This is a genomic window from Oceanicella sp. SM1341, assembly GCF_003448965.1.
GTDB lineage: Bacteria > Pseudomonadota > Alphaproteobacteria > Rhodobacterales > Rhodobacteraceae > Paroceanicella.
Window position 1 is genome coordinate 65,535 of sequence record NZ_QRGC01000028.1, and the last position, 23,189, is coordinate 88,723.

Annotated in this window: 14 protein-coding genes; 6 read left to right on the forward strand and 8 right to left on the reverse strand. The window is 71.9% G+C overall.

Features of this window, described 5'->3' with window-relative positions; translation table 11 throughout:
- Nucleotides 1-8: 8 nt before the first annotated feature.
- The 4 genes from D3P35_RS20530 to D3P35_RS20545 form a co-directional block, all read right to left on the reverse strand.
- Nucleotides 9-1,097 carry a glycosyltransferase gene (locus D3P35_RS20530; RefSeq protein ID WP_118137359.1) on the reverse strand — a complete coding sequence of 363 codons (1,089 nt, stop codon included), beginning with the start codon at nt 1,095-1,097 and terminating at the stop codon, nt 9-11.
- Between the two features lie 200 nt (nt 1,098-1,297).
- Nucleotides 1,298-1,981, reverse strand: a complete 684-nt coding sequence (locus D3P35_RS20535; RefSeq protein ID WP_118137361.1) for a sugar transferase — start codon at nt 1,979-1,981, stop codon at nt 1,298-1,300.
- A 302-nt stretch (nt 1,982-2,283) separates the two neighbouring features.
- Nucleotides 2,284-3,429: a polysaccharide biosynthesis/export family protein gene (locus D3P35_RS20540; protein WP_118137363.1), complete on the reverse strand. Its 1,146-nt coding sequence runs from the start codon at nt 3,427-3,429 to the stop codon at nt 2,284-2,286.
- A 182-nt stretch (nt 3,430-3,611) separates the two neighbouring features.
- Nucleotides 3,612-5,897 carry a polysaccharide biosynthesis tyrosine autokinase gene (locus D3P35_RS20545; RefSeq protein WP_118137365.1) on the reverse strand — a complete coding sequence of 762 codons (2,286 nt, stop codon included), beginning with the start codon at nt 5,895-5,897 and terminating at the stop codon, nt 3,612-3,614.
- Nucleotides 5,898-6,335: 438 nt separating this feature from the next.
- Here D3P35_RS20545 and D3P35_RS20550 point away from each other — a divergent pair, with 438 nt between their 5' ends.
- Nucleotides 6,336-7,880, forward strand: a complete 1,545-nt coding sequence (locus D3P35_RS20550; protein WP_118137367.1) for an O-antigen ligase — start codon at nt 6,336-6,338, stop codon at nt 7,878-7,880.
- Between the two features lie 582 nt (nt 7,881-8,462).
- Here D3P35_RS20550 and D3P35_RS20555 read toward each other — a convergent pair.
- Nucleotides 8,463-10,103, reverse strand: a complete 1,641-nt coding sequence (locus D3P35_RS20555) for a hypothetical protein (protein WP_118137369.1) — start codon at nt 10,101-10,103, stop codon at nt 8,463-8,465.
- A 438-nt stretch (nt 10,104-10,541) separates the two neighbouring features.
- On the opposite strand from D3P35_RS20555, the gene D3P35_RS20560 reads away from it, so the two are divergent.
- A complete protein-coding gene (locus D3P35_RS20560; RefSeq protein WP_118137371.1) occupies nt 10,542-11,840 on the forward strand; it encodes an NAD(P)/FAD-dependent oxidoreductase in 1,299 nt (432 codons plus the stop codon).
- 412 nt (nt 11,841-12,252) lie between these two features.
- On the opposite strand, the gene D3P35_RS20565 is transcribed toward D3P35_RS20560, so the two are convergent.
- The 3 genes from D3P35_RS20565 to D3P35_RS20575 form a co-directional block, all read right to left on the reverse strand.
- On the reverse strand, nt 12,253-13,629 hold the full coding sequence (locus tag D3P35_RS20565; protein WP_118137374.1) for a glycosyltransferase family 4 protein: 1,377 nt from the start codon (nt 13,627-13,629) through the stop codon (nt 12,253-12,255).
- Nucleotides 13,626-14,882, reverse strand: coding sequence for a polysaccharide pyruvyl transferase family protein (locus D3P35_RS20570; protein WP_118137376.1), 1,257 nt, complete (start codon nt 14,880-14,882; stop codon nt 13,626-13,628). Before D3P35_RS20570 ends, D3P35_RS20565 begins: the two co-directional genes overlap by 4 nt.
- A gap of 348 nt (nt 14,883-15,230) precedes the next feature.
- Nucleotides 15,231-16,220 (reverse strand): replication initiator protein A, encoded by a 990-nt coding sequence (locus D3P35_RS20575; RefSeq protein WP_232830579.1) that lies wholly within the window; start codon nt 16,218-16,220, stop codon nt 15,231-15,233.
- Between the two features lie 688 nt (nt 16,221-16,908).
- On the opposite strand from D3P35_RS20575, the gene D3P35_RS20580 reads away from it, so the two are divergent.
- The 4 genes from D3P35_RS20580 to D3P35_RS26820 all read left to right on the forward strand — a co-directional run bounded on the left by D3P35_RS20580 (nt 16,909) and on the right by D3P35_RS26820 (nt 22,924).
- Nucleotides 16,909-18,297 carry an AAA family ATPase gene (locus tag D3P35_RS20580; protein WP_118137380.1) on the forward strand — a complete coding sequence of 463 codons (1,389 nt, stop codon included), beginning with the start codon at nt 16,909-16,911 and terminating at the stop codon, nt 18,295-18,297.
- A complete protein-coding gene (locus D3P35_RS20585) occupies nt 18,297-19,319 on the forward strand; it encodes a ParB N-terminal domain-containing protein (protein ID WP_118137382.1) in 1,023 nt (340 codons plus the stop codon). Before D3P35_RS20580 ends, D3P35_RS20585 begins: the two co-directional genes overlap by 1 nt.
- 117 nt (nt 19,320-19,436) lie before the next feature.
- The gene (locus tag D3P35_RS20590) at nt 19,437-20,708 is read left to right on the forward strand and encodes a nucleotide sugar dehydrogenase (RefSeq protein ID WP_118137384.1); all 1,272 of its coding nucleotides are present in this window, start codon (nt 19,437-19,439) and stop codon (nt 20,706-20,708) included.
- A gap of 941 nt (nt 20,709-21,649) precedes the next feature.
- A complete protein-coding gene (locus D3P35_RS26820) occupies nt 21,650-22,924 on the forward strand; it encodes a glycosyltransferase family 4 protein (RefSeq protein ID WP_118137386.1) in 1,275 nt (424 codons plus the stop codon).
- Nucleotides 22,925-23,189: the final 265 nt, after the last annotated feature.

A 23,189-nucleotide genomic window follows, 5' to 3' on the forward strand; every position in this document is an offset into this window, starting at 1 on the left:
CGGGGGGCTCAGAGCGTGTCGATCACCGCGCGCATGCCGCGGCGGAAGGCGTCCTCGTCGTAGCGGGCGGCATGGGCGGTGAGGGCGGCGGGGTCGAGCCGGTCCAGCCCCTCGCGCTCGAAGGCCTCCACCGCCGCGATCAGCCCCTCCACGCTCTGCTCCTCGAAGAGCAGGCCGGTCTCGCGGTCGCGGATGGTGTCGAGCGCGCCGCCCTTGGCATAGGCGATCACCGGGCGGCCGGAGGCCATCACCTCCACCGGGATGATGCCGAAATCCTCCTCGCCGGGGAAAACCAGGCCGCGGCAGCGGGCGAAATGGTGCTTCAGCTCGGCGAAGGGCACCTTGCCGAGGAACTGCACGCTGTCGCCGGCGCTCTTCTCGAGGCTCCCGCGCTCCTCGCCGCCGCCGATCACCACCAGCCTGCGCTTCATGCGGCTGAAGGCCTCCACCGCGATGTCGGGGCGCTTGTAGCGCACCAGCTCGCCCGCGAGCAGGTAGTAATCCCCCTGCTCCTCCCGCGGCACGGGCGCGAAATCCTGCACCGCCACGGGCGGGAACACCACGTCGGCCTCCCGGCGCCAGAAGCGGGTGATGCGGTTGGCGACATGGTTGGAATTGGCCACGAACCGGTCCACCCGGGCCGCACTCGTCACGTCCCAGATCCGCAGCTTGTGGGCGATGAGCGGCATCGCGGCGCGGGCCAGCAGGCCGGCATTGTCGCGGTAGGGGTGGTACTGGTCCCAGATGTAGCGCATCGGCGAGTGGCAGTAGCAGACATGCCGGGCATCGGGGCCGGGGATGATGCCCTTGGCCGGGCCGGCCTCGCTCGACAGGATCAGGTCGTAGCCGGTGAGGTCGAGCTGCTCGAGCGCATAGGGCATCAGCGGCAGGTAATGCTTGTAGAGCCGCCGCGCCGCGGGCAGGCGCGAGATGAAGCTGGTGGTCACCTTGCGGGCGCGGATCACGTCATCCACCCCGTCGGGGTCGTAGACATGGGTGAAGATGTCGGCCTGGGGGTACATCTCGCACAGCGCGCGCAGCACCTTCTCGCCGCCGCGCATGTGGAACAGCCAGTAATGGACGATGGCAACCTTCATTCGGGGCTTCATGCGGGGCCTCGTACGCGGCCTTGTGCGGGGCCGCCCCGCTGCGGCGGGCCGGCGCGGCCGCCGGACAGGATGAAAGACATGAAGAAACTCACTTGTGACGCGAAATCGACGGGTTACGGGAAAGGCCCCCGCGCCGCGATGCCGGCGCGGGAGGGCGCGGGGGCCGGGGGAGCGCCCCGGCCGGGGGCTCAATAGGCCCCGCGCCCGCTGAGCATCATCCGCGCGGTGCGCAGCACGATGCGGATGTCCCCGGCAAAGCTCCAGGAGCGCACGTAATCGGCATCGAGGCTCACGCGCTGCTCGTAGCTCGTGTCGCTGCGCCCGCCCACCTGCCAGGGCCCGGTGAGGCCGGGGCGCACCGAGAGGTAGAGCGGCGCGTGCACGCCGTAGCGGATCAGCTCCTCGCGCACCACCGGCCGGGGGCCGACCACGCTCATCTCGCCGCGCAGCACGTTGAACACCTGGGGCAGCTCGTCGAGGCTGGTGCGGCGCAGGAAGCGGCCCACCGCGCCGAGGATGCGCGGGTCGTCGCGCAGCTTGCGGGTCTCGAGCCACTCGGCCAGCGCCTCGGGGTGCTCGGCGAGGTGCCGGGCCAGGATCTCGTCGGCCTCCCGGCGCATGGTGCGGAACTTGAGGCAGGCGAAGGGCCTGCCGTCACGCCCCACCCGCTCGTGGCGGAACAGCACCGGCGCGCGGTCGGTCAGCAGGATCATCAGGGGGACGATGAGGAACACCGGAAGTGCCAGGCCGATCAGGCCGAGGCTGAACAGGACGTCGAAGAACCGCTTGCTCCGGCTGCTCGCACCCCGGGAGGGGGGGAAGAGCACCCCGCCCGCCTCGACCCGGGCCTCGCCTACATCTCGTCCGATCATTTTGCAGCCTTCTCAAATTGCGCGTTTCCGCAAACCTCCCCGAAGGCCTTCACGGCCAGCGGCGGCGGGTTTCGCACGGGCTTGGGCAACGCATATGACAGATACATTTATGAAAGTAACAGGAACAACGAAAATAACGGTGGCGGCCTTCAGGCCGTACAATACAAAACAACGCTCATGAAAATCGCAAAACTCACGCGTTATCGGAAAACCGAAAACATTACGCAGTAAAACAATCCGGCCTTACTGCTGCAACGCCGGATTGTTGCGTTGCAGCAGGATGCAGCAGGCCCCGATTCCCATCAAGGGGAGATATCGATCGGGGTCGGGTCGACGGAGGTGATCAGGCTGAGCACCTTATCGACCTCTTCCAGGAAGGCGTCTGAGACGAAGATCACATCCTCGTCCTTCATGTCGAAGACCTGGGCGGCGAACAGGGTGGTGGGGTTCGAGAAATCGAACTGGTAGATGGTCGGCACCACCTGGGTGGTGAAGCCGCTCACGTCGGCGCCCAGGTCGGCCAGCACGCTCACCGGGGTGCGGCGGTAGAGGAACACGCCGCGCCGGTCGGCCTGGCGGTTGACCATGCCGCGGGACTGGCCCATGGCCGCGGCCAGCGACAGCTCGGGGCGGGCGAACTCGTATTCGCCGTTCTGCGCCACGCCGCCCAGCACCACGAAGCGGTGCCGCACGTCCTCCACCTGGATCACGTCACCCGGCCAGACACGGACATTGTAGACCGGCGAGGTGATCGCGGTGTCGAAGGGGATGGTGTAGCTGATGCCGTCGCGGGTGAGGGTGAGGGTGAGGTCGGAGGACTGTTTCAGCGGCCCCCCGGCCAGGCTCACCAGGTCGACCAGGCGCTGGTCCTCCAGGTCGAGGTTGAAGCGCCCGGGCTGGGCGACCTGGCCGATCACCGCGGCGCGCGAGGAGGCCCGGTTGGCGATGCGCACCACCACCGAGGGCTCGACGAGCACCTGGGAGAGCTGCGAGATCAGCCGGCTCTCGAACTGCTGGACGGTGAGGCCCGCGGCCTGCACCCGGCCCAGCGGCGGCACCTGCACCCGGCCGTCGGTGCCCACCTCCTGCAGCGGCAGCTGCGTGGTGGAGAGGGGCGAGACGCTCGACTGGGTGAAGTCGATGAAGCCGGTATCGCTCATCGAGACGATGCCGATCTCGATCTGGTCGGAGACCCCGATGGTCATGCGCGGCGGCGTGTCGTCCATGAAGAACGGCGCGCTGTCGGCCATGTTGTAGGCGAAGGCGGAGTTCACCTTGCGCGCCATGCTCTCGTCGAGCGTGACGAGGGCGAAGGGTTGCTTCGGCCCGGGAAGTGTCCGGACGGCAGCTGAGTCTGTGAGGATGGCCTGGGTGGTCGGCCCGGCCCCGGGAACCGCTTCACAGGCGGTAAGGGCCGTGCAGGCGAGGAGAAGGGCAAGTCTACGCATGGAACCTCTGACATTTTTTCGGCAACAGCTGGCTGCGGGCAAAATCCACAATCTGACGCCAAGACTTTTGAATTTTTCTTTAACGTGATGGTTAATATGTAGGCCGGTTCATGATCTCCGGTTTCGGTTTCGATGCAAAGCAAAATCGTTCCGCGGGCCCGGGAAACAGGGCGCGGAGGCTCTTATTTCCCGTAATAGTCGTTGTACTTGCCCTTGTAGTACCCGTATGAGTCGTAGGCGTACTTTCCGGCCTTGGTTTCGTTGACCATTGTCAGGACGATTCCCGCCAGCGGTGCATTCACCGAGCGCAGTTCCCGCAGGCCCTCCAGCACCGCGCCGCGCGGCGTGTGGTCCCAGCGCACCGCATAGACCACCGCGTCGGCATGGCTCGAGATGATGCGCGCATCGGTCACCACCAGGGCGGGCGGGGTGTCGAGGATCACCAGGTCGTAGGAGGCGGCGAGGTCGTTCACCAGGGCGCGGAAGCGGTTCGAGGCCAGGATGTCGGCGGCATTGATATGCGCCTTGCGCTCCGAGGCCCGGGCCATGAGCACGTGCAGCCCGGTCTCGGCATCGACGAAACGCGCGTCGTCCACGCTCGCCACCCCCTCGAGCACCGAGAGCAGGCCCGGCCGGCCGTCGTCCTGCTCGATGAGCGAGGCGAGGGCGGGCAGGCGCAGGTCGCAGTCCACGATGATCGCCGAGCGGCCCATCTGCCGGCTCGCCATCGCCACCAGCATCGAGGTGGTGGTCTTGCCCTCCTTGGGGGTGGTGGAGGTGAACATCACCACCCGCGGCGGGTGGTCGACGTTGGAATAGAGGATCGAGGTGCGCAGGTTGCGGATCGCCTCGGCGAGGCCGGAGTTCGGCCGGCTGCGCACCGCGGCCAGCACGTCGATGCGCTTCTTCTTGTTGCCGGCCGTGGGCAGGGTGGAGAGCACGCCCAGGCCGGTGAGGCTCTCGACCTGGCGGGGGTTGCGGAAGGTGTTGTTGAGGTGCTCGAGCAGGAACACCACGCCGATGCCCACGAAGCCGCCCAGCATGGTCGCCCCCAGCACGATCACCTTCTTGCGCCCCGAGCCGGGGTTGAGCGGCACCTCGGCGGGCGAGAGCACGCGGGCGTCGGCCGTCTGCAGGTCCTGCTGCTCGGCGGTCTCCTTCATGCGGCCCAGGAAGTTCTCGTAGAGCACCCGGCTCGCCTCGGCCTCGCGCTCGAGCTGGCGCAGGCGCACCTGCTTGCCGGACTGCTCGAGCACCTGCTCCTCGAGGTTGCGCACCTGGGCGACGAGCGAGGTCTCCTGCTCCTGGGCCGCCTCGAGGTCGGAGCGCAGGGCGCGGGCGATGCGCTCGCCCTCCTTCTGCAGGTTGCGGCGGATCTCGGCGATCTGGGCGTCGAGCCGCTCCAGCGCCGGGTGGCCGGCGCGCACGGTGGGGGCGAGCAGGGCGCGGCGCGACTGCAGCTCGCTCTCGTCGGCGCGGAAGTTCTGGATCACCGGCGAGTTGCGGAATTCCGAGACCGCGCCGTAATCCGCGCCGGTCTCCATGCTGTCGGTCACCCGGTTGTAGCGGGCCTCGAGGGCGAGCAGGTTGTTGCGGGTCACGGCCAGTTCGCCGTTGAGGTCGTCGAGCTGCTGCTGGGTGACCTCGAGCCCCTGGCCGCCGGCCAGCGCCAGCTCGGAGCGGGTGCTCTCCACCGCCTCCTCGGCCTCCTGCACCCGGTCGCGCAGCTCGTCCACCCGCACCGAGAGCCAGTTGGTGGCGTCGCGCGTGGCGTCGAGCTTGGCGTCGAGCTGCAGGTAGATGTACTCGTCCGCCATGGTGTTGACCACGCGCGCCGCCCGCTCGGCATTCTCCGAGGTGAAGCCGATCTCGATCACCCGCGAGTTCACCACCGGGTTGAGGATGAGGTGGTTGCGCACCTGGTCGATCACCAGCAGCCGCTCGATGGCCGCCGCCTGCTCCTCCGACAGCGGCGGCGGCGGCGGCGAGATCACCCCGAGGTCCATCAGCTTCGTCTTCAGGCTGTCGGGCAGCAGCGCGCCCTTGATCGTGTCGATCAGCGAGGGCCCCTCCTTGAGGGTGGGGTTGAACTCGGGCACCGACTTCAGGTCCAGCTTCTGGGCCACGCGGTCGATCAGGGTGGTGGAGTTGAGGATCTCCACCTGGTTCTGCAGCGAGTCCTTGTCGAACTCGGGGTTGGTCATCACGTTGGTGAGGTCGATGACATTGAGCTGCGGCGGGTCGAAGAACACCTTCGCCCCGGCATAGTAGCGCGGCGGCATCTGGCTCACCGCGAGGATGGAGAGCACCGCGGCGATGAACACGCAGACCATCACGATCCACTTGCCCCGCCACAGGGTGAGGAACAGCGCCCGCAGGTCGATGAGGTCTTCGGCCTCCGGCTCCTCCTGGGACGGCCGCGGCACCATGCGGGACGGGTACTCGATACGTTCGGGCATGGTGTTCATAAGGCCACCTCGCGCTCGACCGGCGGGGTGACACGCCGGGCGCGGCCGATGTGCAATGCGGTCAGCGGTTTCTGAAACTACAAATTCCGACCCTGAGGGGGATCGGTAAAATAAGTCTAAATTCTTCTACTTCGCCTTCTTAGCGCAGATTCCCGTGGCACCCAACAGGCTTGTTGGGCCGCGAGGCCGGAAATCGGCCCCCGGGCGCGGCGAATTGCTGCGGTTCCGCGCGCGGATGTTGCATCGCAATATTTGCTGCAACCTGTGCGCGCATCCGCGGCTCTCTGCGCGTGATGTTGCCGGTACTGTGCAGGCCGGGCTTGCCTGGGCGCCGGGCTCTGCTAGAGATCGGGAAACGCAGGGGCCCGGGCGACGCATCCGGGCCGCAGGGGGGTGCTGCCCGCGCGCGCGCGCCCTCCCCGGGAGGAGACAGCCGCCATGAGCCGATCCGCGAACAGGTTCCAGCGCCGGTCCTCCGGGTCCTTCCCCGGCGGGTCGCGCGCCTCCTCCGGGCGGCGCTGGTGGCAGTCCGACGCGCCGGCGCAGGCGGTGATCACCTGGACGGCGGTGGCGATCACACTCGGGGCGGCGCTGGCGCTGGCGGGCAACCGGCCGGTGACATGGATGTTCCTCGGGCTGGCGGCGGGGCTGCTGTTCCTCGCCCAGCTGGTGCTCGATCTCCTGCGCCCGCCGGGCCCCGCCGCCCGGGCGGTCTGGCTGCCGGGGCTGCTCTATCTCGGCGTGCTCGCCTGGGGCTGGGTGCAGACCATGCCGGCGCCGCTGCCGGGCTGGGCGCATCCGCTCTGGGCCGAGACCGAGGCGCTGGTGGGGGTGCGCGGCATCGACAGCATCTCCGCCGACCCGCTGGCCGGGCGGCAGTACCTGCTGCGGCTGGCGAGCTACGGCGCGCTGTTCTGGATCGGGCTGCGCGGCCTTGCCGACCGGGAGCGGGCGGCGACCTTCCTGCGGGTCTTCGCGCTGTTCTCCGGCCTGCTCGCGGCCTACGGGCTGGCGGCGCTGGTGCTGGGGGTGAACCCGATCCTGGGGGTGGAGAACACCTCGCCGGTGGTCACGGCGAGTTTCGTGGGGCGCAATGCCTATGCCTCCTATGCCGGGCTGGGGCTGATCGCCAATCTCGCGGTCTATCTCGAGCTCACCGGCGGCGACGCGCCCCCGGCCGACAACCGGCTGCAGGCGCTGCGCCGTTTCATGGAGCGGTTCTTCGGCGGGGCCTGGGTGTTCGTGCTCGGCGCGCTGCTCTGCGGGGCGGCGGTGGCGCTGAGCCAGTCGCGCATGGGGGCGGCGGCGGCGCTGATCGGGGTGGTGGTCTTCCTGCTCGCCACCCGCGGGCGCCGGGGCCCGGCGGATGCGGAGGCACTGGCCGAGGGCGCGCCCTCCGCCGCCCCCGCCTCGCCCGCCGGCACCGCCTGGCCGATGCTGATCACCGTGGCCGTGGTGCTGGTGTTCCTGGTGACGACGAGCATCTCCGGGCTGATGGACCGGGTGATGTTCACCTCCGACGAGGACGGGCGCTTCACCGTCTATCCGCGCATCGTGGCGGGCATTCTCGACCGGCCGCTGCTCGGGCACGGGCTGGGCGGGTTCGAGGACACGTTCCGGGCCTACCTGCCGTTCCGCTCGGCCTTCGGCGACTGGCGCGAGGGCCATGACAGCTATCTCGAGAACGCCTACGAGCTGGGCCTGCCGGCGGCGGCGGCGCTCTACGCGGCGCTGGGGCTGGTGCTGTGGCGGCTGTGGCGCGGCACGCGGATCCGCCGGCGCGACCGGCTGTTCCCGGCGGTGGCGCTGGCGGCGATGGCGGCGACGGGGGTGCACACGGTGTTCGACTTCCCGCTGCAGATGCCGGCGACGGCCGGGCTCTTCGCGCTGCTGCTGGGGATGGGCTGGGCGCAGAGCCATTCCCGCGCGGCCCTCCGCGCGCACGGATCCTCTGCCCCGGCCCCCGCCCCGCAGCCGGCCTGAGCCTTCTCTCCCCGGGGCGCAGGGCATCCCCCTCCCGCCCGGGCGACCAGCCCGGGCCGCGCCCGACCCTCCCCCCGGGAGGGCGCGATGGCGATGTCGGTTGCCGCACAGCCCGCGTCCGGAGCTTTCACGATAAACCGCTGACCACGGGCGTGGATGCGCCCACCCAGGGTCGGGCGCGGCCCTTCGCACCTGGCGGAAGCGTGGCAAAGTCCGGCCGTGCCGCAGGCACCCGTGTCGCAGGCACCCGTGCTGCATCTGCCGTCTTGCCCGGGCGACCAGCCCGGGCCGCGCCCGACCCTCCCCATGGGAGGGCGCGATGGCGATGCCGCCAGCCGCTCAACCGTCGTCCGGGGCTTTCACGATAAACCGCTGACCACGGGCGTGGGTGCGCCCACCCAGGGTCGGGCGCTGCCCTTCGCTCCCGGCGGAAGTGTAGTAGGGTCCGGCCGTGCCGCAGGCACCGCGCCCCTTCGCACCTGGCGGAAGCGGGGCAAAGCAAGGCCGTGCCGCAGGCACCCGTGCCGCAGGCACCGTGCGCCGGACACTCAGCACCCGGCGTTGCCAGCTCCCGCCGCCCCCCTAGTCGGAGCGGCGGATCTGCAGGCGGCGCACCACGTTGTCGCCGCTGACCGTCTCGCCGGGGCCGACGCGGAATTCCAGCCGGTCGCCCTTGCCTAGGGTGACGGGGAAATCCTCCAGCGCCATGTGGCCGCGCACCTCCGCCGCCATCAGCCGGGTGCCGTTGAGCAGGATCTCCAGCGTCACCCCGTCGGAGGTGTCCTTCGTCACGGTCCAGGCGGCGTCGAGCAGCATCTCGCCGGCCTCGGGGGAAACGAAGGTCTCCGAGACCGCGAGCGGGCTCGCGCCGCCGCCGCCGGGCACCAGGCTGTCGGCGTTCACCCGCAGCGGCTTCGACCAGGGCGTGCCGAGATAGGAGGTCCATTCCCAGTCGATCCGGGTGAGGGGCACGGCCTTGCCGTCGGCGCCCACCACCGCGTAGTCCCAGGGCGCGTGCCCGAATTGCAGCAGCGCGTCGCCCAGCACCCCGGTGGGGCCGGGGCGCAGGGTCTCGGGGCCCACCACCACCACCGGGTCGGGGCCGATGCGGATCTCGGCCGCCCCGGCGCGCGGCGTGCCGTCGGGGGCATAGACATCCGCGCCCGGCGGCAGCGGCACCAGGCGCGGCGCGCCCCAGATCACCTGGGCGCGGTTCGCCGCCCCCTCCGGGCCGAAGGCGTAATGGTGCAGCAGCGGATCGTCGGAGAGCCGCTCGAGCTCCCCCGCCCCCAGCAGCACCCGGCGCAGGAAGCGGAAGGCCTCGAAGGCCGGTTTCTGGCGGCCGTTGTCGTCGATCAGCCCGGTGTCGGGGTAGGCCTCCTGGTCGAGCAGCGCATACCAGTAGGCCTCGCGCACGCCCGAATCGACCATCAGCGCCAGCATGCGCGCCATGTAGCTCGGCGCCTCGGCGGGGTCGGTGAAGGCATGGGTGAACTCGGTGGCATAGACCGGCTTCGCCCCGCCGAACTCCTCCATCAGCGCGCGCAGCTGGGAAAGCTCGGTGTCCAGGTGCTCGGGCACCGGCCGGTAGGGGTGCAGCGCGATGCCGTCCATCGCCTGCAGGGCGCCGTCCTCGAACATCTCCCGGAACAGCCCCAGCGGCACCGAATGCGTGGCCCCGCCCAGCACCAGCACCTGCGGGTCATGCGCCTTCACCGCCGCATAGACCACCTCGAGCAGGGCGGCATAGCTGCCCGCGCGGTCCTGCGCCGCCGGGCCGGTGACGAAATTGCCGTTGATCTCGTTGCCGATCTCCACCGCCCGGATCAGCCCGCCCCAGTCCTTCAGCGCCTGCACCACATAGGCGGCGAAGGCGGCCCGCCCCTCGGGGGTATAGGGGGTCTCGCCACCGTCGTAGAGCGGGTTGCGATGCGCGAAGGTCATGATCATCGTCATGCCGCGCGCCCGCAGCTCCTCCATGTAGGCGGCGAGATGCGGGGGGTACTCGAACACCCCCGGCTCGCGCTCCACCAGCGCCCAGGGCAGGCTGTCGCGGATCGGCGGGTTGCCCAGGGTGTCGAGCCGGCCGTAGAGCGCCAGCGGCCAGCCCTGGGAGAAATGCAGCTGCACCCCGTATTCCATCGCGCGCTGCGCGGCGGCGGGCAGGGGCGCGCCGGCAAGTGCCAGCGCCAGCAGGGAAACGTGCCAGAGGCTCGGTCTCATCTCGGCTCCTTTCTCGCCGCCCCCGCATGCGCCGCAGCTGTCCGGCCAAGTTCCTGCCCCGGAAATCCGTGCGGTTGACTCGTTTTCCGCCACTCACGCGGAAGATGCAGAGGCAATTATGCAACTAACGATCAAGATCAGAAGAATTCAATTCGAAGCATATTGAAGATATTTACGGAATCGTGTACCAATTTTCCATTATTGGTTCCGCATTGGCGTATCTTTCGGCTTTTGCAGCATTTGCAAGCGCGCGTGCACCGGACGGACCTGCCGCCCCCCGGCAGGCAGGGTATTTCGGGCCCTCTTCTTCTCGCATCCCCTCGCCCGCGATACCCGTCCGTCCGACCTGCCGTCCGGGGATGGTCCCTCCATGCCCCACCGCGCGCCGCCTGCCCGAGCATGAAGTAGCTTGTGCGTGTGCATGAGGTTCCTTTTCCGATGAAGCATTTTCCCCCCCGCAAGAACCGCTACGACGTGCTCGTGCTCGGCGCCGGTGTCACCGGGCTCGCGCTCGCCCGCATGCTCTCGGCCCGCGGCAGTTCCGTCTGCCTGGTCGACGATTACCCCAGCCCCGGCGGCAACCACATCTCCTGGGAAACCGGCGGCATGAGCTTCGACATGGGCTCGATCTTCTTCTGGTCCGACAACCCGCTGTTCGGGCTCTTCCCCGGCCTCGCCCGGCGCTGCCCCGAAGTGCGCTTCGCCGTGCAGCGCATCGCCCCGGACGGCGCGGTGCGCGCCTACCCGTTCGACATGCGCGCCGAGGTGCTGGAGCGCCCGCTCGCCTACCGGCTGCGGGTGGCGGGCGAGCTGGCCGCCGCCCGGGCGCGCCGCATGGACCGCCGCTCCGCCGAGGGCTTCCTGCGCCACCATCTCGGCCCCACCCTCACCCGCGACAGCGGCATCCTCAACTACATGCAGCGCTTCTACGGGCTCGCGCCCTCCGAGATCAGCTTCGCCTTCGCCGAGAGCCGGATGCGCTGGGTCTCCAGCCGGGCCAGCCTGCGCGCCCGGCTCTCCGGGCTGCTGCGCCGCCGCCCCGCCGGCCCCGCGCCGCGCTGCCTGGTGCGCCCGCCCGAGGGCTTCGCCGCGCTCTATGCCGGCGCGCTCGCCCGGCTCGAGGCGGAGGGCGTGCGCAGCGTGATGGGCGCCGGCCTGCAGGCCGCCCGCCGCCACCCCGACGGGTTCGAGCTCAGCTGCGCCGCCGGCACCGTCTCCGCCGCGCGGCTGATCAGCACCATCCCGATGCTGCACACCGCCGCCCTGCTGGGGCTCGAGGTGGCCGAGCCGCCGGTGTCGCGCCGGCTCACCACCCTGTGCTGCCGCTTCTCGGGGCGGCGCGGCTTCGCGGCGCCGGTGCTCTACAATTTCCACGCCGAGGGCGCGTGGAAGCGGCTCACCATGCATTCCGACTTCTACGGGCCGCGCGGCGGGGCGGAGTATTTCTCCCTCGAGGTCTCGGCCGAGGACGACGGCACACCGCCGCAGGCGCTCTTCGCCGAGTTCGCCCGCACCGTGCGCGCGGCGGGGCTGTTCGAGGGCGAGCTGGAGCTGGTGGAGAGCCATGACACCGAGTTCGCCTACCCGGTCTACGACCATTCCGCCGCCCGGCGCCGCGACGCGCTCGCCGCGCGGCTGACGGCCGAGGGGGTGGAGCTTGCCGGCCGGCAGGGGCTGTTCACCTACATCCCCTCCTCGGCACTGGCCGTGCGCATGGCCCAGACCGCCTTCGCCTGAGCGGGGTGCCTGCGGCACTGCCGGTGCCCGCGCCACTGCCGGTGCCCGCGGCCCTGCCGGACACTGCGGCATGGCCCGGACCGGCCAGGCCCCCGCCCTCTGCCAGGGGGCGCGGTGCCTGCGGCACGGCCCGGTGCACGGCCTGCCGCCACCCGGCGCGGGGGGCCGATGGTCGGCCCTGCCAACACCTCCGCCGGGTGCGAAGGGCCGCGCCCGACCCCGGGTGGGCGCACCCACGCCCGTGGTCGGCGGTTTATCGTGAAAGCTCCGGACGCGGGCTGAGCGGCAACCGGCATCGCCATCGCGCCCTCCCGGGGGGAGGGTCGGGCGCGGCCCGGGCTGGTCGCCCGGGCGGAAGGGGGAAGCCGGGCGCCCTGCGCCCCGGCCAGCGAAAGGGCCGCCCGCCGCCATCTCAGCCGGTGCCCGCGACACGGCCAGTGCCTGCGGCGCGGCCTCCCTCCGCGGCACGGCCCCCCGCGCGGCCGGGGTCCTCTTCCCCCATTCCGGAGGCACCGCCCCATTTCCCCGTGCCGGAAGCACCATTCCAATCCCCCGTGCCTGCGGCAGCGCGGGCGCAGGCGGCTTCCAGCCCGTCGCACCAGGCTTCCGGGGTGAGGCCCAGCGAGGGGGCCACGGCCACGGCGTTGCGGCTCATCCGCGCCACGGCGGCATCGTCCTGCATCAGGCCGGCGAGGGCGGCGGCAAAGCCCGCCTCGTCAGCCACGTCGACCGCAAGCCCGGCGCCTGCCGCCACGATCTCGCCGGCGAGGAAGGCGGTCTTCGCCGCCACCACCGGCAGGCCGCAGCCGAGCGCCTCCACCGCCACCAGCCCGAAGGGCTCGGGGTAGAGCGAGGGCATCACCAGCGCCCGGGCCCCGGCGGCCAGCACCCCGATCTCCTCGCGGCTCTTCCAGCCCAGCATCTCCACGCCGGGGCAGGCGGCGCGGATCGCGGCCTCCTCCGGGCCCTCGCCCGCCACGCGCAGCGGCACCCCGGCGCGGGCGGCGGCCCGGGCGAGCGCGAGCCCGCCCTTCTCCGGGTCGAGCCGCCCGGCAAAGAGCAGGTAGCGCCCGGCCTCCGCCGCCACCCGCGGCGGGCGGAAGGGTGTCACCGGGTTGCGCAGCACCGTGAGCCGGGAGGCGGGCAGCCCGCCGCGCACCAGCAGCGGCGCCATGGCGGGGTGGATCATCAGCACCTCCGGCCCGGTCTCGTCGAAGGAGAACAGCGCCCGGCGCAGCGCCGCCCGGGCCACGCGCCAGAGCTTCTGCGCCTGGTTGCGCTTGTCGCAGCGGCTCGCGAGGCAGGCGGCCGAGAGCGGGGTGAGGGCACAGGCCTCGGCGCGCGGGTAGTTCCAGTAGCCGCCGTTGGGGCAGGCGAGGAAGAAGTCATGCGCATGCACCACCAGCCGCCCGCGCACCGGCGCGAGGGCGGAGAACACCGCCGGAGAGAGGATCTTCGACCAGCCGTGCAGGTGATACACGTCGTCCGGCCGGCCCTCGGCGGCGATCCAGTCGCGCACGAAACGTGCCGCCCCGGCATTGTAGAGCCCGCCCATGAGCGCCGCGGCCCGGCCGCGCGCCATCACGTGGCGGCCGCCCGCGCCGCGCAGGGTCACGCCGGCTGCGGCAAGCTCGGGGTTCTCGCCCGCGTCGCCGCACAGGTAGACCACCTCGCGCCCGCGCTCGGCCAGCAGGCGCGCCGAGAGCAGCGCCAGCCCCGTCGCCCCGCCCCGGGCGCGGGAGAAATCGTTCAGGATGACGATGCGTGCCCCCCGGCCCGCCCCGCTCATGCCCCGCCCCCGGAGACCACGCGCAGTTCCGGCCGGCCGGGCTGCCCGGCGAGGCCCGCGGCGGCGAGCAGCGCCGCCACCCCCTCCCAGGTTTCGGCGAGATGGGCGGCATGGGCCTGCGGGTCGATGCCCTCGGCGATGGCGCGCAGCACGAGATCGGCGAGGTCCTGCGGGCCGGTGCCGCCGCCGGTCTCCTGCACGGCATAGGCCTCGCGGCCGACGGAGGCGAAGAAGCTCACCAGCTTGCGGTCCCAGCTCAGCCCCACCGCGGGGATGCCATAGGCATGCGCCACGATCGTGGCATGCAGCCGGTGCGCGAGCACCGCGCGCAGCGGCGCGATGGTGCGGGCGAGCGCGGTCGGGGTCTCGGGCGGCGGCGCCACGTCGAGCCAGCCCTCCGAGGCCCGGGCCGCGATCTCGGGATGCGCGGCGAGCCGGGCCAGCGTGGCACGGTCCTCCGCCGCCCCGTTGCAGAACAGCCGCACCCGCTGGCCGCGCGCCACCAGCGCCAGCGCCGTGGCGGCGAGAAACGCATCCGCCCGCCCGCCGCCGGCCACCGCCATGTCCGAATGATAGGCGAGCAGCGCGGGGTCGGTGATGCAGATGCCCACCGGCCCCGGCTCAGTGCCATGCTCGGGCCCGGCCTCGGGCCGCCCGTAACAGGCGGCGGCCAGCAGCCCGGGGTCGCGGCAGAGCTGCGCCTGCGGCCCGGCCCCGCCGGTCTGCGCCACCCAGGCCTCGCGGGAGAAACCGTCGCGCAGCGCGACATGGCACAGCCGCCCCTCCAGCATCCGCCCGAACAGTGCCGCGCCGCGCGGCGACCAGTTGCGCGCCACCCCGGCGGCGAACACCGCCGTGGGCACGCCCGCCGCGGCGCTCAGCTCCGCCGCCCGGGCGATCTTGAGGGGGAAGTTGAGGTCGGCATCCGAGAAGATCTGCCCGCCGCCGAACACCGCGAGATCCGCCCCCTCCAGCGCGGCGCGCCAGCCCGGGGTGGCCCGCTCGAGAAACCGGCCCAGCACCAGCTCCACCGCCCGGGCGCGCAAGGGCCCCGGCAGCGCGTTCAGCACCCGCAGCTTCCAGCCCCGGCCGCGCACCGTGGTCTCGCCATAGCGGCTGCGCCCGGCCAGGTCGACCGAGACCATCTCCAGCCCCGGGGCGAGGCGCGTCATTGCGTGGGAAAGACATTCCGCGATCAGGCCATCACCGACATTGGCACTGTAGCGGACGGCGAAGTTGACGACCCTCACCATGAGGGCCCTGACGAAAATACCGTCACCCTGTCACCTCTGTACAAAAAATAAGACTACGTATCGAAAAACACCGCCATCCTGCCACGCCGGCGCGCACCGCACAACTCTCCTGTCCGGTGCCCGGTGCCTGGTGCCTGCGGCACGGCCTGACTTTGCAGCGCCTCCGCCAGGCGGGAAGGGCCGCGCCTGACCCTGGGTGGGCGCACCAACGCGCGTGGTCAGCGGTTTATCGTGAAAGCTCCGGACGCGGGCTGTGTGGCGGATGACATCGCCATCGCGCCCTCCCGGGGGGAGGGTCGGGCGCGGCCCGGGCTGGTCGCCCGGGCAAAAGGGAGACGCCGGGCGCTCTCAGGCCTTCCCGGCCGCGGCCCGGGTACGGCAGAAGGCGAGATAGGCCCGGTCCGGGCTGCGCAGCGCCGGGCGGCCGCGCGCCACCCACATGTCGCGCCACTCCTGCTCCAGCCAGTGCGGGTCGAACCCCGGTGCCACCGCGCGCGCCTCGTCGTGGATGCCGGCCGAGAGCAGCGGGCCGCCGCTCTCCTCCGCCCGGCCCGACAGGCCGGGGCGGCGGGGGCGGAAGGACACCAGGTCATCCTCCCCCAGCGCCAGCGCGTAATCGGGCAGATGATCCTCCTCGGCCATGTCGCGCACCATGCGCCGGAACACCCGCCGCGGGCTGGCCGAGCCGGATTTCTTCAGCAACACCTCCAGCCCCACCCGCCATTCGCGCTGCCGCCCGCAATGCTTGCGCGCCAGCTCGTACACCCGCCGCTCCAGCGGCTTGCGCAGCCGGAAGTAATCCCGGTGCAGCGTCAGCACCGATTTCGTCAGCACCGCGCGGTAGAGCCAGTCCGACAGCGTGACCGTGACATTCACCATCCGCCCCGAGCGCGTGCGCCGCACGATCGCCCAGGCGTCGATCAGCCCGAACCCGTGCGTGGTCTCGGTGCCGCCGGTCTCGATGTTGGTCACGATCCGCGTGCCCGAGAGCCGCTCGAAGGCCTCGCGCAGCCGCCGGTAGCCGTCGCCCGAGGTCTCGCGGTTGGTCGCCACCAGCAGATCATGCGCCTTCATGTGCACCTCGCGCGCGATCGGCTCGCCCCGGTTCTGCGCCGCGATCAGCTGGCTGATGCAGTAGATCAGGATGTCCTTGTCATGGATGGTCGCCAGCCCCTTCACGCTGGGGGTGATCTCGACCATCGTCTCGCCATGGACGTATTTCAGCACCCGCCGGTCGGGGCGGGTGGAGAGCGAGAACACCGGGTGCTCCATGCTCGCCATGTCGTCCTTGGGGATGACGTCGACCACGTCGCAGACGAAGAAATCCGCCCCCGCCACGGGTGGCGGCGCGGCCGGGCCCGAGCGCCTGGCCGTGGGTTTCGACGCCGATTGCGACGCCGGTTTCGGCGCGGTTTTCGGGGGGCCGGAAGACCGGGGGCGGCGGGGGGTATGCCCCCCTGCCCCGCCGGTTGCGGGTTCACCCATGACTGCCTCTGTTCCGCCCGCCGTGCTGCCCGGAACGGCGCGCCCCGGGGGGTCACGCCCGGCCCCCGGGGCCGGCAGATCTGTTCGTGTCTTTGCCTGGTTCCGGCTGCTCTGCGGCGCCGGCTCTGCTCGTCGGGTCGCGTGTCCGGGCCCGGTTTTCCCGGGTCCCGATTATCGTGGTTTCAGTGACACCGAGCCTAGACCGCCCCCGCCCGGCTGACAAGCGCGGCTTCCGTGGTTCCGGAATCGCCTGTGCGTGGTTCTGGACTCTCTCCAGCGTGGTTCCGGAATCGCCCACACCCCTTCCGGGCCGGATTTCCCTTGCCTCTTCAATACCTTGCAAATTTGCCCCGCGCCCGTAACACTTAATATAACACCCGAATAACACTCCGGCTTTTTTCCACACCCCCTCCGACCCCGGTTTTGCGCCCCTGGCAAAGCGCTGAAATGCTTAGAAAATACCTGGAATGTGCGATTTTTCGATACAGATGCGCATTTTCGTGGTACATAACTCGAAATCGAGCATGTCAGAGGCGCACCCATGCCCCCCAAGGCCGAATCCCACCTGCCGCCCTATTTCAACATCCCCCCCGCGGAGGCGCTGAAGGCTCTCGGCGATCCGGTGGGAACCGCAGGCTTCGCCGAGGCCGCGGAGGCCGCCTCCGAGGGTCGGCTCGACCTCATGCGCCGCGGCCATTCGCCCGAGGGCGAGAAGAGCCTGCGCCGCTTCTCCACCTGGGAGGTGACCCGCTATCTCATCCCCGTCGCCACCCCGCATTTCCGCCGGGTCCTGAAGGCCCATCCCGAGCTGCCCCAGGGCGTGAGCGAGACCGAGGCCGGCACCCGCTGGTTCACCCTCGAGGAGGTGCTCACCCTGCGCGAGTTCTTCGCCCGCGAGGGCCGGCGCGCGAAGGAGTACAAGCCCTGGCGCCCGGAGGGCCTGCCGGCCAAGGTCGTGGCGGTGGCGAACTTCAAGGGCGGCGTCGGCAAGACCTCGACGGCCGCCCATCTCGCCATGTCCGCCGCCCTCGACGGCTACCGCGTCCTCGTCATCGACCTCGACAGCCAGGGCTCGATGACCTCGATCTTCGGCGGCCGCGTCGAGAGCGAGTGGCAGACCGTCTTCCCCCTCCTCGCCCGCAACTACGCGGAAGGTCTCCAGGCCGAGAACCGCGCCCGGGTGAGCCGCGGCGAAACGCCCGCCCCCTTCGACGACATGCTCACCGAGGCGCTGAAGGTGCGCGCCGACCAGCTCATCGCGAAAACCCACTGGCCCAACATCGACCTCATCGGCGCCCAGCTCAACCTCTACTGGGCGGAGTTCCAGATCCCGGTCTGGCGCCTCGCGCTGCGCGGCTGGAAGCTGTGGGACGCGCTCTCGGAGAGCCTCGCCGCCGACGGAGTGCTGGAGCGCTACGACATCGTGCTGCTCGACACGCCGCCCGCCCTTGGCTACCTCACCATCAACGGGCTCTCGGCCGCCGACATCCTGCTGGTGCCGCTCGGGGCGAGCTTCCTCGAGTTCGACAGCACCTCGCGCTTCTTCGACATGCTGCATGCCACCTTCGCCTCGATCGAGGAGGGGGAGAACCGCGCCGCCCGCGCCCTCGGCCTGCCGGAGCTGCATTTCGAATGGGACGCGGTGCGCACCATCGTCACCCGCTACGACGCCGGCCAGCAGGCCGAGCTCGCCAGCCTGATGCAATCCTACATGGGCCCCTACATGAGCCATGTCCGCCAGGACTACACCGCCCTCGTCGGCCAGGCCGGCGAGCAGGTGAACGGCATCTACGAGGCCGATTACCGTGACTTCAACCGCGAGACCTACATCCGCGGCCGCGAGACCTTCGATGCCACCTATGCCGAGTTCAAGCGGCTGCTGATCGGCTCCTGGGCCCGCGAGCTGCGCGACAGGGAGGAGACAAGCTGATGGCCCGACGCCGCCTCACCCCCGCCAGCCCCGCCCCGCGCGAGGAGGGCCCGCGCGCCCGGCCCGCCGGCCTGCCCGGCATGCCGCCCATCGCCTCCGTCGCCTCCGAGGCCGCCACCGAGGCCGCCCTCACCGAGCTCACCCGCGGCCTCGAGCAGGCCCGCGCCGAGGGCAGGCTGATCGTCGCCCTGCCGCTCGCCGACATCGCGCCCGGGCATCTCTCGCGCGACCGGATCGAGGTCGATGCCGAGGAGATGCAGACCCTGATCGAGAGCCTGCGCGCCCATGGCCAGCGCACCCCCGTCGAGGTGACCGCCACCGAAGGCGCGCGCCCCTACGGCCTGATCTCCGGCTGGCGGCGCTACCACGCGCTGAGCCATCTCCTGGCCGAGACCGGCGAGGAGCGCTTCGCCACCATCCGCGCCATCGTCCGTCGCCCGGAGACCGCGGCTGAGGCCTATCTCGCCATGGTCGAGGAGAACGAGATCCGCGTCGGGCTCAGCCATTACGAGCGCGCCCGGGTGGTGGCGGCCACGGTCGATCTCGGGGTGTTCGCGGACGAGGGTGCGGCGCTGCGCGGGCTCTTCGGCGCGGCGAGCCGGGCGAAGCGCTCGAAGATCGGCTCCTTCCTCGCGCTGCACCGGGGCCTGGGCGACGTGCTGCGCTTTCCCGCCCGCATTCCCGAGCGGCTTGGCCTCGCACTGGTCGAGGCGCTGCGCGAGGGCCGCGGCCCCGCCCTGCGCGCCCGGCTCGCCGCCGCGGAGCCCGAGACGGCGGAGGCCGAGCTGGCCCTGCTGCAGGCCGCCCTGCGCGGCGATGTTTCGCGCGCGAAACACCCCCGGCCGGAAAAGCCGGTGGAGACCGGCAGCACCGAGATCCGCCCCGGGGTGCGGCTCACCATCAGCCGCGGGCATGGCGAGATCACGCTGAAGCTCGCGGGCCCCGGCGTCTCGGAGGCGCTGCACGAGGAGCTGCATGCCGGGGTGCTGGCCATGCTCACCGAGCGGGCGCGAAAGGGCTGAGCCCCCGCCCGGCCGGGTTAACCGGCCGGTGACGTTAAGACTCCGTTATTCATAACATTGCATTGCTTTCTCCTGGACGGGCGGGGGTCCGGTCCCTGTGGCTTGCGGGAGGATGCGATGCGCGTGGCGGTGTTCGGGCTGGGCTATGTGGGCTTCACCACCGCCTGCTGCATTGCCTCGCAGGGCCACCATGTGGCGGGGATGGACGCGAACGCCGCCAAGCGCGCCGCCATCGCCGCGGGCCAGGCCCCGATCTCCGAGCCCGGCGTGCAGGCGCTGTTCGACACTGCCCGGGCCGAGGGCCGCTTCACCGTGGCCGGCTCCGCCGCCGAGGCGCTGGAGGGCGCCGATATCGCGATGATCTGCGTGGGCACCCCCTCGGGGCCGGACGGCGCGCAGGACATGCGCTTCATCGCCGAGGTCACCCGGCAGATCGGCGAGGCGCTGAGCCTCGCGCCCCCGCGCGCCCTCACCCTCGCCTATCGCTCCACCCTGCGGCCGGGCTCGATCGAGGAGCTGGTGCGCCCGGTGCTCGCGAGCCGGCTCCCGCCCGCGCACATGGCGGCGCTGGAGCTGGTCTCCAACCCCGAGTTCCTGCGCGAGGCGACCGCGGTGGCCGATTACTTCGCCCCCCCGCGCATCGTCATCGGCACCGAGGCCGGGCACGGCTCGGTGGCGCTCGAGGCGCTCTATGCCGGCATCGAGGCGCCGGTGTTCCGCTGCCGCTTCCGCGAGGCGGAGTTCACCAAGTTCGTCGACAACACCTGGCATGCCGCGAAGGTGGCCTTCGCCAACGAGATCGGCCGGCTCTGCCTGCGCCTCGGGCTCGATGCGAAACAGGTGCACGAGATCTTCGTCTCCGACACGCGGCTGAACATCTCGCCGGCCTACCTGCGCCCGGGCGGGGCCTTCGGCGGCTCCTGCCTGCCCAAGGACGTGCGCGCCCTGCAGCACATCGCCGCCGATTGCGGGGCCAACACCCATGTGGTCGACGCGCTGCTGCGCTCCAACGAGGTGCACAAGCACGAGCTCTACGAGCGGGCGGTGCGCACGCTGCCCGCCGGCGCCTCGGTGCTGCTGGTCGGGCTCGCCTTCAAGCCCGGCACGGATGATCTGCGCGAGAGCCCGAACGTGGACATGGCGCGCAAGCTGCTGGCGGCGGGGTTCCGCCTCGCGGTCTACGACCCGGCGCTGGACGCGGGCAAGCTGGTGGGGGCGAACCTGGGCCATGCCTTCGCCAGCCTGCCGCGGCTGTCGGACCTGCTGGTGAGCCGGCAGGTGGCGGAGGCGGGCGGCTTCGACCTGGTGATCGCGGCCAATGCGACGATCGAGGAGCTGAGCTTCCTCGCCCCCCCGCCCCGCATCCTCGACATCGGAGTGCTCGCATGAGCCAGGACCGCCGCCCTCCCGCGCCTGCCCGTCCCTCCCGCGCCCCGGAGCGGCCGGAAGGGGCCCCGGCGCGGCCGGCCGGCTTTCCCGAGCGGCCCGCCTGTTTCCCCGAGCGCGGCGAGGCGGCGCGCGGCCCGGCCCCGCTTGCCGGAAAGGCTCCGGGCAAGGGGGCCGACACGCCGGCCCGCCCGGTCCCGGCCGCGGGCCCGGCGGGATTTGCCGAGGCCCCGGCGCGGTTCCGCCCGGCGCAGGCGCTGCTGCCGCCGGGTCTGCCGGCGGGTCTCTCGGCTCCGGTTCCCGGGGAGGAGGCAGGGCCGGGGCCGGCGTTCGGGCCGGACCCCGAGCTCGGGATCGGGCTCGGGCTCGGGCTCGGCCTCGGCCTCGCCCCGGAGGGGCGGCTCGCTGCGGAGCAGCGAAAAAGCCTCCCGGAGGGGCGGCTCGCTGCGGAGCAGCTGAAAGGACTCCCGGAGGGGCAGCCCGCTGCGGAGCAGCGAAAAAACCTCCCGGAGGGGCAGCTTGCTCCGCAGGAGCACGAAAACATTCCGCAGGCGCAGGAAAACCTCCCGCAGGAGCAGGACGGCCCCCTGGTAGCGCCGCCCGCCCCGCGGGAGGCGGAAAGCCCTCCGTCGGCGCGGTCTGCTCCGGCCGTGCCGGAAGGCGGCCCGGCGGCACGCCCCGCCCCGCGGTCTTCGGACGGCACGCCCGGAGGCCGGGCCGCGTCGTCGGCGCCGGAGACCCCTGCGCGGGCCCGGCCTGCCCCGGAGGGGCGCGCGCCCGGCGAGGACGCGCCCGCCCCGCAGCCCCGGAACCCGCTTGCGGACATCCGGCCCGAGGCCGCCGTGCTGCGGAGGGGTGCCGCGGAACGGGCCGGGGGCCCGGTTCCGGAGCCCGCCCCGGAGCCCCTCCTCGCGCAGGTACTTCCCCTGCCGCCGGCTCCCGGCGTGCTGGGCGGGTTTGCCGGGGTCACGCCGGGGCTGCTGAGCGGCCGGCGGGTGCTGATCATCGTGGAGAACCTGCCGGTGCCCTTCGACCGGCGGGTCTGGCTGGAGGCGCGCACCCTGCAGGCGGCGGGGGCGGTGGTCTCGGTGATCTGCCCGCTCGGGCCCGGGGCGCAGGCGCGCTACGAATGCCTCGAGGGCATCCACGTGCACCGCCACCCGCTCACCCAGGCGCGGGGGCCGGCGGGCTATGCGCGCGAATATGCCGAGGCGCTGTTCTGGCAGTGGCGGCTGGCCTGGCGGGTGTTCCGCACCGAGGGGTTCGACACGCTGCAGGGCTGCAACCCGCCGGACCTGATCTGCCTCGTCGCCCTGCCCTTCCGGCTGCTGGGGCGGGCCTATGTGTTCGACCATCACGACCTGTCGCCGGAGCTGTTCGACGCGAAATTCCCCGCGCCCCGGGGCCGGCTGGCGCGCTGGCTGCACCGGCTGGCGCGCCGGGGGCTGAGCCTCGCGGAGCGGCTGAGCTTCGCCTCCGCCGACATGGTGATCTCGACCAACGAGAGCTACCGGCGCATCGCGCGCACCCGCGGCCGCAAGGGCCCGGGCCAGGTAGTGGTGGTGCGCTCGGGCCCCGATCTCGCCCGGGTGCGCCCGATGCCGCCCGACCCGCGCTGGAAGGCGGGCCGGCGCCACCTCGTGGGCTATGTCGGGGTGATGGGCGCGCAGGAGGGGCTCGACCTGCTGCTGGAGGCGGCGCGCCACCTGGTGTTCGACCGGGGCCGGCGCGACGTGCAGTTCTGCCTCGCCGGTGACGGGCCGGAGCGCCCGGCGCTCGAGGCGCTGGCGCGCGAGCTGGGCCTCTCGGGCCATGTGACCTTCCCCGGCCGGCTGCCGGATGCGGATCTCTTCGAGATGCTCTCCACCGCCGATCTGTGCGTGAACCCCGACCGGGTGACGCCGATGAACGATCTCTCGACCATGAACAAGATCCTCGAGTACATGGCCCTGTCGCGGCCCATCGTGCAGTTCGAGGTGACCGAGGGGCGGGTGAGCGCCGGCGATGCCGCGCTCTACGCCCGGCCCGACGACGCGCGCGATTTCGCCACCTGCATGCTCACCCTGCTGCGCGACCCGGCCCTGCGCGCGCGCATGGGCGCCATCGGCCGCCGCCGGGTGGAGACGCGTTTCGCCTGGGAGCACGAGGCGGGCCGGCTGGTCGAGGCCTATCGCCGCCTCGCCCCGCGCGGGTTCCGGCGCGGCTCCGGCGGGGGCTGACCATGGCCCGCCGCAGCCCGGACGCCTCCGCCGACCCGCCCCGCGCCCGCCGCGCGAAACCGGGCCCCCCGGCGGCCTCGCCCCTCCTCCCGGCGCCGGAGCCCGTGTCCGCCGCGAAACCCGCGCCGCGCCGCCGCGCCGGCGGGCCTGCTCCCGCCCCCGAAACGCCCGCCCCCGAAAAGCCCTTCGCCGAGGCGGCTCTCCCCGAGGCGGCCCTTCCCGACGCGGCCCTTCCCGGCACGCCGGCTCCCGCCGCCGGCCCGCG